Origin of the sequence: Halothiobacillus sp. (assembly GCF_028710545.1) — a bacterium.
Taxonomy (GTDB): Bacteria; Pseudomonadota; Gammaproteobacteria; order Halothiobacillales; family Halothiobacillaceae; genus Halothiobacillus.
The window spans coordinates 1-10804 of the sequence record NZ_JAQTTX010000066.1; the positions used below are offsets into that span (position 1 = coordinate 1).

11 protein-coding genes and 1 pseudogene are annotated in these 10804 nt (G+C 57.3%); 1 reads left to right on the forward strand and 11 read right to left on the reverse strand.

What is annotated here, in order from left to right; genetic code table 11:
- The 11 genes and pseudogenes from PHD44_RS11270 to PHD44_RS11320 all read right to left on the reverse strand — a co-directional run.
- Positions 1–249 (reverse strand): annotated as a pseudogene (locus tag PHD44_RS11270) (acyl-CoA synthetase); the annotation flags it as partial.
- Positions 246–2267, reverse strand: a complete 2022-nt coding sequence (locus PHD44_RS11275) for an AMP-binding protein (RefSeq protein ID WP_300191710.1) — start codon at positions 2265–2267, stop codon at positions 246–248. The gene PHD44_RS11275 and the pseudogene PHD44_RS11270, both read right to left, overlap by 4 nt.
- Before the next feature lie 8 nt (positions 2268–2275).
- The gene (locus PHD44_RS11280) at positions 2276–2974 is read right to left on the reverse strand and encodes a hypothetical protein (RefSeq protein WP_300191712.1); all 699 of its coding nucleotides are present in this window, start codon (positions 2972–2974) and stop codon (positions 2276–2278) included.
- 8 nt (positions 2975–2982) lie between these two features.
- Positions 2983–3267 carry a phosphopantetheine-binding protein gene (locus PHD44_RS11285; RefSeq protein ID WP_290679237.1) on the reverse strand — a complete coding sequence of 95 codons (285 nt, stop codon included), beginning with the start codon at positions 3265–3267 and terminating at the stop codon, positions 2983–2985.
- A 79-nt stretch (positions 3268–3346) separates the two neighbouring features.
- A complete protein-coding gene (locus PHD44_RS11290) occupies positions 3347–4594 on the reverse strand; it encodes a beta-ketoacyl synthase (RefSeq protein WP_300191715.1) in 1248 nt (415 codons plus the stop codon).
- A complete protein-coding gene (locus PHD44_RS11295; RefSeq protein ID WP_300191718.1) occupies positions 4591–4839 on the reverse strand; it encodes an acyl carrier protein in 249 nt (82 codons plus the stop codon). Before PHD44_RS11295 ends, PHD44_RS11290 begins: the two co-directional genes overlap by 4 nt.
- A gap of 257 nt (positions 4840–5096) precedes the next feature.
- Entirely contained in the window at positions 5097–5627 is a 531-nt protein-coding gene (locus tag PHD44_RS11300) for an OmpH family outer membrane protein (protein WP_300191721.1), read from the reverse strand.
- A 95-nt stretch (positions 5628–5722) separates the two neighbouring features.
- On the reverse strand, positions 5723–6181 hold the full coding sequence (locus PHD44_RS11305; protein WP_300191724.1) for a YaiI/YqxD family protein: 459 nt from the start codon (positions 6179–6181) through the stop codon (positions 5723–5725).
- Between the two features lie 12 nt (positions 6182–6193).
- Positions 6194–9016 (reverse strand): bifunctional [glutamate--ammonia ligase]-adenylyl-L-tyrosine phosphorylase/[glutamate--ammonia-ligase] adenylyltransferase, encoded by a 2823-nt coding sequence (glnE, locus tag PHD44_RS11310; RefSeq protein ID WP_300191727.1) that lies wholly within the window; start codon positions 9014–9016, stop codon positions 6194–6196.
- 107 nt (positions 9017–9123) lie between these two features.
- Entirely contained in the window at positions 9124–9477 is a 354-nt protein-coding gene (locus PHD44_RS11315; RefSeq protein WP_300191731.1) for a hypothetical protein, read from the reverse strand.
- A 145-nt stretch (positions 9478–9622) separates the two neighbouring features.
- On the reverse strand, positions 9623–10099 hold the full coding sequence (locus PHD44_RS11320) for a hypothetical protein (protein WP_300191734.1): 477 nt from the start codon (positions 10097–10099) through the stop codon (positions 9623–9625).
- Positions 10100–10512: 413 nt separating this feature from the next.
- Here PHD44_RS11320 and PHD44_RS11325 point away from each other — a divergent pair.
- A partial coding sequence (locus PHD44_RS11325; RefSeq protein ID WP_300191737.1) for a metallophosphoesterase occupies positions 10513–10804 on the forward strand: 292 nt, incomplete at its 3' end.

Consider the following 10804-nt stretch of genomic DNA (forward strand, 5'->3'; position numbering starts at 1 on the left):
GGCAAATGCGTGGATGTGCCGGAACACTTCGATCAACCGTGCTGGCCGACCGAACACGCGCGCCAGATACTGACGCGACGCGCGCCTGGCCGCGGGCACGAACAACAAAAAATACAGCGCGATCGGGTAAAGCGCCAAGCGGCTCACGCGGCGCCCCAGATGTCGCGAGAGCCACAGCATCACGCGCAACATGAACTGGCTGCCCCGTTCGGGGTGCTGTTGCCATTCGACCTTGGCGGATGCATTCATGCGTGCTTCGCCTTGGCATCACTCGCCTCATCATTCTTTTGGCGACTCAACACGCCCGAGACGGCGACCGGGTTTGTTTCCCCAGCGTGAAGATGCAATGTAAATCGGCACCGGTCGGCTTCGGCTTGCAAGTCCAGCGTCACGCGCGCATCCGGCAACACGGGATGCGCAAACTTGGCCTGTTCGATGCGCAAGGCCGCAGACGAAACCTGCCAATATGCGGCCACGCGCTCCACAATCCAATCCAGCAGCAAGGCGCCCGGCACCAGCGGATGGCCGGGGAAATGGCCTGCAAACACGGGATGATCGGCCGGAATACGCCATGAGGGTTGATCTTTGGATGCCAGAGCCGCGAGATGCTGATCAAGGATGGCCTGCAAGGCGATTTGCGGCAGTTTGCCGGTCGCGTTATAGGGCAAGCTTTCCACCAGAATGAGGGGGCGGGGCAGAAATACCGGGTCGAGCCGGTCACGCAGGGCGGCCAGAATATCCGCCGCATTCGACGCCGGGGCCACAACCACGGCGCACAATCGCGTGATGACCTGATCTTTCCCGGCTCGATCTTTTCCGGCCCGATTTTTCCTGGCCTGATTTTTCTTGGGCTCGGGCAGGAAAAATACCCCGTCGGTTACGCCGTCAATGGACTTGATCTGGGCCGTGAGGTAATTGAGTGAACTGCGCTTGCCCGCCATATTGACCTGATCGGCAACGCGCCCCAGCAAATCAAACCGACCATCCGCCCGCAGATGGATGCGATCGGACAGCATGACCGGCGCTTCGATGTGTTCGCCGTTGGCGATAAACAGTTCATCGTTTTCTTCCGGGTGGGCTTTGGTTAGCGTGATGCCCGCAAACAACGTCCAGGCCGTCGATTGCGTCGGGCGTCGGGTGGCGATCTGACCGGTTTCCGTACTGCCGTAGATTTCAAACAGCGGCGCGCCGGTCACACGCTCGGCCCGCTCGGCCAGTTCGGGTGAAAGAGGTGCCGTGGCCAGAAGCAGGCGGTCAATTTTGGGCAGCGCGATTTGTGCATCCAGCAGGGCCTGCAAATGGAACGGCGTAGTCACGAGCATGCGCGGCTCGGGCATGGCATCGAGCGCGGCTACGATATCTGCCGGATAAAACGGCTTGCCGGACCACAGCGGGCAGCGCCCGATCAGGCAAAGCAGCACCAGCGATTCGAAACCGAACATGTGTTGCGGCGGTACGGTGCCGACCAGACTCACGGGACTCCAAAGCGCCAACTGCTGCAAGGCGGCCTCGACGTTCCGTACCAGTTTGCCCCAGGTTTTGTTGTGGGGCATCGGCAGGCCGGTCGAACCGCTGGTGAAGACCTGGGCCACGACATGCTCAGGTTTAATCTTAGGGCACCTCGAAAAACCTACTGAACGCGAAGCTGGTGGCAGCCCGCGACCCGATTGCTGCGTTGGGCGGTGCTCGCTTCCTAACGCGTAGCTGGCGCAAGCCAGCCTATCTGTTTGATATGTCTCGGTCGCTGCGCTCCGTCCGCCTTGCACTCGGGCCGCTAACGCGGAGCTGGCGTCAGCCCGTGACGGTTTTTCGAGGTGCCCCTTAACCGATTCAGCCAAAAAATCCGGCGACGGCTCCCGATGACAGCGATTTGCCAAAGAAATATGATCCAGGGAAAGGTGAGCCAGGGAAAGATGGGCCAAGGAAAAGTGGGGATAAGGAAACGGCCAATCGTCGTGATCGTGCAGACAAAGTGCGTCGGGCGTGTCGATAAAAATCTGACGGAGTGTTTCGCCCGTAAAGGTCGAGGGCAGAAGATTGGTTTTCCCCGCGACGATCGTGGCGGCGAAGCCCACCATGAAACGATAGCGATCCTGACAAAGATTGACGATGAACTGGTGCGCGCACGGCCCAGTCGTCAAATTACCAGCCAGCGCCTCGGCATCGGCCATGAATTGCCGTGCCGTGATGGCGTGCTTATCGCCACCCTGCTGACGGTAGAGCAGGATCTGATCGGGATCGGCAAAAACCAGCGGTAACGAATTCATCAACGCGTTCATTTGGACGTCGGGGTTTCCGCAGTCGCGTTCTGATACTTGCCTTGGGTGCGGCGAGCCAGCACAGAACGGCGATAGGCACGAAAGGCACTCAGCGGGCCGAGCTGATCTTCCGGCGGCAGAACGCGGCGTCGCACCAGGTATTCCGCCCCGAACATCAGCACCAACAAGGGCAACGTGAGGCTATTGGCAAAAATGGACCATATCGTGATGGGCGCGAACAGATACAAGAGGATCGACGTGATCGCCATTGCGAAGAAAAAAATCGTCCATGCCTGCGTCACGCGCGTCGTGTACTGCACCAGCAGAGGCGTCATCCGGGGGTGCAGCACGCCCGCGAATTGCGTACACACCGGTTGGCGATTGCGCCACAAGCTACGGCCGAACCAGAACCCCAACAGCAGGTTCGCCGTGAGGTGTTGCAAGAGATAGATCAGACTGATCCGCGCCTGAAGTTGCGGCAACAGCAGCACGCCGCCGAGAACGATCAACCCGGCGACCGCCAGCGCGATTCTCTTTCCCGCTGTATGCCAAAGCACATCCAGCAGAATCAGGGTGATCGGCAAAAAAGCCAGCACGACCACCGCGGCGGAAACGTCAGCCTTGGGACTCAGAACATTGGCCAAAAACAGATCGAGCCCCAGCAGGAGCAGGATCAGCGTGGCCTTGATGCGACCGAACAGAACGTCGCGCGACATGATTCGGCTTAACAGCTGCGATGCTCGGCGATGTGCTGCGCCAAGTGTCGGAGTGAAGAAAAAATCCGCGTGTTGTTCTCGTCGTCGCTGCGCAGGGCGAAACCATAGCGCTTGGACACCATCATGGCGATTTCAAGAATGTCGATGGAGTCAAGCCCGAGACCCTGGCCGAACAAGGGGGCATCGGCATCGATTTCCGCCGCACTGACTTCCAGATTAAGCCCATCGACAATCAGATTTGCCAGCTCATCAATCAGCGCTTGATCCATAATTTTTTGGCTTTCTTCGGTCATTTCAATTGATCCATTTGTATTTTCGGGGCGAATTATAAGTTGATTCGCCTATCAATTCCCGAATCGTTATTCAAACTAATCATTTACAGGCCTTGAACGCCAGAACCGCATTGCTGCCGCCAAACGCGAATGAACTGCACAATGCCGCCCGCAGGTCGCTACCGTGTTCGGCTTGAGTCATGTGCCGCACACCCGCACACGCTGGGTCGATGGCATCCAGATGAGCGGTGGGAGGAATGGCATCTTGTTGAAGTGCGAGCACCGTGATCAGTGCCTCTATTGCTCCCGTCGCACCCATTACATGGCCATGCATGGATTTGGTCGCGCTCACGGGCAGATGTTCGGCATGGGCGCCGAATACGGTTTTCAGCGCCTGTATTTCCGTCGCATCGCCTTCACGTGTCGCCGTCCCATGGGCATTGACATAACCGATGTCTTCCGGCGCCAGATTGGCCTGATCAAGCGCCTGCTGCAAGGCACGAGCCTGCCCGCGCGCATCCGGTCGCACGAGATGGCTGTGATCGCAACTCGCGCCAAACCCGCTCATTTCGGCCAGAATCGGTGCACCGCGCGCCACGGCATGATCCCAGTCTTCCAGCACCAGTGCGGCGGCACCCTCGGCCAGCACCAGGCCACGACGATCTACGTGAAACGGGCGGCAGGCACGGTACGCCGTATCACGATCGCCCGGCGCCATAACCCGCATGGCCTCCCAGGCGCGCACGACAGCATAGGCCAGTGGCGCATCGGAACCGCCGGTCAGCATGATTTTCGCATCACCGTGACGGATGCGGTTGAATGCCTCACCGATCGCAGCAGCAGCCGAGGCGCAGGCCACGGTATAGGTCAGGCAGGAATTACCCAAGCCCAGTGCAATACCGATTTGCGCCGAGGCGGCATTGTTCATGCCCTGCACGACCGACAGGGGCGAGACGCGCTCCTGTCCATTCTGCCAGAGGTCGCGATAGCCCCGCTCGTAAGCCAGTGTGCCACCGAGCGCCGAGCCCCAGGCCACGCCCGCATCGGTATTTTCATCATCGGCACCGGGCGCAAATCCGGCATGTGCCCATGCCTCGAAGGCGGCGGCCATACCCAGTTGCGTATACCGATCCATGGTGCTGATCATGTGTTTGGGGATGCGTTCGGCCGGATCGAAATCGGCACAGCGCACCGCAGGCACCGAAAGCCCGCGCGGTGCATCATCGGTTTCGTAGAGGGCAACGGCCGACTCACCTGCCAGCATCCGCGTGAAAAAATCCTGTGTGCTTCCGCCGAACGGGCTGACCATGCCTAGCCCGGTTACCGCCACGCGATGCGGCCGCGTCACGATGGTTTGGCTTCGGCTTGCTGGCGGAAACGGGCGATCAGATTCAACAAGTCCTGAACCGTTTCAGGCGTTTGCGTATCATTCGGGATGCTGACGCCGTATTGTTCCTCGAACTCGAAAATCAACTCCAGCAGGGTGAACGAATCGATTCCAAGCGTTTCGAGACGGGCGTCTGGCGTGACGAGCGTCGGATCTGTCTGCGTCCGTTCCTGCAGAAAATCACGAATCAGTTGAATGGCTTCCATAGTCTTTTTTTTAATCAAAATGTGTTCGGTTTCAAGCTCCGGTCTGCACCATGATCTGTGCGAAACAGGAACCGTCCGGACATAGTACCGCACTAGGTGCCCAGGGATGATCTGCACATCGGCACAAATGCAAATCCCTTTTAAATCCCCCTCTTTCCCCCTTTTACAAAGGTGGAGGCGCGCTTGTTCAAAAAGAGGAGGCTGATTCTCCCCCCTTTGAAAAAAAGGGGGCAGGGGGGGCGACTCAGGATTTACACCTATTGTTTCCCTTTGGCCAGTTGCTTCAAGCGCTCGGCAACCAGCTTGGTAATGTCCACGGAAGGCGCGGCATAAACCACCCCATCGGAAAGCACCAGTTGATAACCATTCGCCTTGGCGACGTCCTTGATTGCCCGCAATACAGCCTGCTGCAATTTACCCAGCGCCTCGTTCTTCTTCAGATTGAGATCGTCCTGGAAATCGCTTTGCATTTGCTGGATGCGCAGAATCTTCTGATCCAGCTGCTGGCGTAACGTGCTGCGTTCGGTCTCGTCCATACTCTGCCCACCGTTGTCCAGCCGCCCTTGCAAGGTTTGGGCCTGCTTCTGCAGTGCGCGAATCTCCCGTTCACGAGGAGAAAACTCTCGTTCAAGCTCATGCTTGGCGATATCCGCCTGTGGCGCCTGCTCCAGTAACGCCACCGAATTGACATACCCCACCTTGATCGGCGCGGCCAAGACTTCGGCCTGGGTGGCCGCCGCGAACAGAATAACCAGCACCGACAAACCATAACGCACCGCGCGGCCCATAGCAGAACTCCTGATACTCACTTGTAAAAAAAACCACCTCGAACGAGGGGGAGAGAAATAGTACGCTGGTTGGATCAACGTCCGGGTATTTTGTTTCAGGCCGAACCGGAATGGGGCAGCAAAATTTTATCCAGTGCGTTGGCAAATGCCTGTCGATCCGCCTGATTCAGCTTGGCAGGCCCGCCGGTATTCACGCCGGATTCCCGTAGGGATTCCATGAAATGACGCATGGAGAGGCGTGCTTTGATCGAGTCCGGTGTGTAGTGCTCACCCCGAGGATTCAGTGCCAGGCCGCCCTTTTCGATCACCTCGGCGGCCAGCGGAATATCCTGAGTGATGACCAGATCACCGGCCGACAACCGGCGCACAATTTCATTGTCGGCAACATCAAAACCGCCGGCCACCTGAATGAAGCGCACGGTTGATACGCCGCGCGGAATAGCCAGTGGCTGGTTGGCCACCAGGGTCATCGACAACCCCGTGCGTGCGGCCGCACGAAACAGGATCTCCTTGACCACCACAGGACAGGCGTCGGCATCAACCCAGATATGCATGCGATGCCCTTTCTATAACTCGAAAATCTGTTGCCAAGCGGCCAGCACGACGGCACGCTCCTCGGCGAAATCGGCACAGGGCACTTCCAGCGACTGCTTGTTCAGAGTCCGCCGATGCGACGTGTTGCGCAAACGCTGATAGGCCGACACCAGTCGTTCACTGAGCACGCCGTCCAGCAATCCGGCCTCGGCCAGCGCCCGTAACTGGCGGATATTATCCGTATGCGCCACGATTGGTGGGTGTTCGTGCGCATGGCGCAGCAAAAGGTACTGCACCATGAACTCGATATCGGTGATGCCGCCGATCCCGCGTTTGAGATGGAATGTTTCGCCAGCGCCGGTTTGTCCGTGTTCGGCGCGCATTTTCTGGCGCATCTCCAATACCGCAGCTTTGAGCGTCGCCGGATCGCGAGGCGCACAGAGCACATCCCGGCGGATTGTCGCGAATCGCTCGGCGATCTGGCTCTGCCCGGTGATGAAGCGCGCACGACACAAGGCCTGCGTTTCCCACAGCCAGGCGTGCTGCTTCTGGTACTGCTCGAACCCCTGCAGGCTGGACACGAGCAGGCCGCCCGCACCATCAGGCCGCAGGCGCGTATCGACTTCATACAGCACACCCGAAGGTGTGCGGATGCTGAGGATATGGATGATTTTCTGCGCCAGACGGGCAAAGAAGAGCTGATTGTCGATCGGTTTGCTGCCCGTCGTCATTGCAGACGTATCGGTGGAATCGTGCAGGAATACCACATCGAGATCGGAGCCGTAACCCAGTTCGATTCCGCCCAGTTTGCCGTAGGCGATGATGGCAAACCCCGGTGTGTACGCAACACCCTGCGCATCCACCGCGCGTGGTTCGCCGTGTCGCGCCACCATCTGTTGATAAGCCAGTTGCAGTACTTTTTCCAGCACCACTTCGGCAATCCAGGTCAGCTGATCGGAAACGCGCATGACCGGCAGAATGCCCATGACATCGGCCGCAGCCACCCGCAGCGTGGCCAGTTGCCGGAACCGTCGCAGTTCATCGAACTGGCGTTCTTCGTCATCGGGGAAACGCGCCAGAAAACCGGCAATTTCCTGTGACAGTTCCTGCACATTCGGTTGTCGGTACAGGTTGTCCGCATCGATCAGTTCATCCAGCAGAATCGGCTGCTGCCGCAAGAGTTCGGCAATCCATGGGCTGTCCGAACACAATTGCACCAGATGTTTGAGCGCCGCGGGCTGCTCGATCAGCAAGGCCAGATACACCGATCGACTCAACACAGCATCGACCAGGGCGAGTACCGCGCGCAGTGTTTCGGCGCTGGCGCCATTGGCAGCCACTTCCTGCAACACGCTCGGCATCAGAAGATCCAGACGATGGTGAACCGTATCGCTGATCAGCGGACGAAGATCACGTTTCCACGCCAACAAGGTATCGAGAATCGATTCAGGATCGTCGAACCCCTGCTTGCGCAACAGCCCCTCGGCCGCTTCCGGCGTCAGATTGTTCGACCAGATTTGCTGCATGGGCACCTCGTCCGCGTTGTCGTCGCGCCGGGTTTGCAGAATTTCGCCAAAATAGCGATGAATGCGTTGGCGATGCTGATCCAACGCCGCCATGAATTCTACCCAGGAGGAATAGCCCATGGCCAAGGCCAGACGCGCCTGATCCAGATTATCGAGGGGCAGGGTTTGGGTTTGCCGGTCATGCATCATCTGCAGGCGATTTTCCGCTCGGCGCAGAAAGTCATACCCGGCCAGCAACTCGTCGATGATCCCCGAGGGCAGCTCCTTGAGCCCGCGCAACACCTCCAGCGTTGCCAGGATGCTCCGGCTTTGCAGCTTGGGCTCGCGTCCACCACGCAAAAGCTGATACAACTGGCCGATAAATTCGATTTCTCGAATCCCGCCCGGCCCGAGTTTGATGTTGTCGTGCATGCCCCGACGGCTCATTTCCCGCTCGATGGCCTTTTTCATGTCGCGCAACTGGGCGAAGGCACCAAAATCCAGATATTTGCGATAGACGAAGGGCTTGAGCAGTGCCAGCAACCGCGCCCCCGCCGCCTGATCGCCCGCAATCACGCGCGCCTTGATGAGTGCGTAACGTTCCCACTCGCGCCCAAGCGTCGTGTAATAAAGCTCGGCGGCATCGAAACTCAACGCCAGCGCCCCTTCATCACCGTGCGGCCGCAGGCGCATATCCACACGGAAGACAAACCCGTCCTTCGTGACTTCATTCAACGAACGGATCACCCGTTGGCCCAGCTTGATAAAGAACTCGCTGTTGGCAATGGGTTTGGGGCCGTCGGTTTCGCCTTCTTCCTCAAACAGGAAAATCAGATCGATATCCGAAGAGTAATTGAGCTCGTACCCGCCCAACTTACCCATGCCAAGCACCACCAAGTGCTGTTGCGCACCCTCGGCACCGCGGGGGACACCATGACGCGCCACAAGGACGCGTTCATGCGCCGTCAGCGCCTGTTGCACGCACTGATCGGCCAGATCGGAGAGATCACGCAAGGTTTCCGTCGTCGGCGCAAGCCCGGCCACATCCCGCCAGGCGATGCGCAACATTTCGGCCCGGCGGATGTGGCGCAATCGACGGTCCAGATCCTCGATCGGGCTATCCGCCAATTGCCGCTCGATACGCTCGGCCAAGCCCGTCGGGCCATTCGCGTGGTTCACCTGTTCCAGCAGGAAAGGCCATATATCGGGCTGCTTCGTGATGTTTTCGACGACAAACGGGCTGACTTCGAGCAACACACGAAGCTGGGCGAGCTGACTGACGGAGGCGCCTGCATCACGGGCGGCGGATTCAATATGCGACCGCTTTTCGGGTTCGATCAGATTGATCATGGATGGGCTCTCAATAGAAACGGGGCGCGCCAGAAACGCGTGATCTCACCTGCTCGTGCCATAAGTCGTCCTGACCCTGGTTCAGGGGCAAAAAATGGATCAAAAAATCATGCTTCTCTGGGATCCACCAACTTATCCGATGCCATTTTCTGGATGTAGAACAGACGCATACCCTTGATCACATCTGTTGGACGAATGCCATCACGTATTTCCTCGACAATACCGTAGAACGATTGCGCGCCATCTGGTGCATTGTCGTCATACAACATCACTTCATCATTCGGCGTCAGTGATAGCAAACCGGCGACAGTGAGTGTTTGCCCGCCCTCGAAAGTAAGCACTGCCAGGCTGGGGGAACCGAACTCATTGAGTTTTTGCAGCAGGATCGGGCGCGCAACGAAAGCACCACGGCGATCAGGTACCTGATTTGCAATAAATTCAGCTACGTCTCCATGGCTCATAGAAGTCTTGTCTGAAGGAGGCGGAGTGTGAGTCATCTTCGTGAGGCCAGATTGGGAAATTCGTCTTCCAGACTATCCGATTTGAAGCTGAGGAGAAAGACCAGCATACGAATGCATGCGTCTGTCTCCTCGATTACACCATAGATCAGGGGCGAACCAGAATGTACCCGGCATCGACCAGATCGATGATTCGCACGATGCCCGCGGGCACCTTTTTCGCGACAGGGTTCAGTTTTGGTTCATAGCCGAGCCGTTCGGTTGCTTTTTCCAGTGAATTCATGCAGGCCGAAAACCGTACGCCCTGCTGTGCCATGGATTCAATTCGTTTGGCATGTTCATTATTGGCAAAAAGCATCGAAATACCGGGTCCGAAGGCAACAACCTCAATATCGACATTGTCCCCATACGCTTTAAGCAGGTTGCTTACCACATTCAGCACCAAGGTTTGACGCTGCAAGTCACTATCGGTTTCCTGCAGAACAATATGATGGTTGGCAAGCGAATTACCGCCTACTGCCTCAATCGCCTTGGCATCCACCGGATGTGCCTGCACGGGCAGCGCGCCCAACAGGCCCATCATCAACAAAACGAACACGGACTGTAGCAATCTGATTTTTTTCATCTGAGTTTCCTTCTTTGTTTGGTGGTTTGTCTCATTCAAGCTCGGGCGGATAGGCCATCGTCGCAAAAGTCGCCGACGATGAACTTCTGCCTCTTCTTGGTTGCATTAGCCATAGCTATTTCGTGAGACGGCTACGAGTATAGAGCCTCTCCACACTATTGAAGCCACAGTAATTTATACCCCCCATCAAGCATACTTTGCTATTGACGCGCTTCTATATAGCGGCCATACTCAGAAAAATTCTGAATTTTCTGGCCGCTACTTCCTTGTATCGTGGCCCGGATTATCGTTGTTCTCCCATGGCTTTATCCCTTTCAAACCACTGGAAAGGAATGCCGCAGAACGTTGTTAATCCCCCTACTTGCGTGACCATTTTCGTGCCTGAACGATAATCAATCGATTGATTTTTATTAATGACATTATTTAAACAGCTCCTCATTAATCCGAATGGACGGGATTTTGTGGTTGGCGATATTCATGGCAACTTGGCCCGGCTGGAAAAGGTACTCGATTACCATCAATTCAAGCCGGAGTCCGATCGACTGATCGCCGTGGGCGATTTAATTAATCGCGGAACCGATTCCCTGAATACGCTGCGCCTGTTGTCGGAGCCGTGGTTCTTTTCAGTGGCAGGCAACCACGAACGCATGATCAGCCATCATCGTCAGGCACTCACGCGCAGACAACTCACCGCGGATGAGCGGC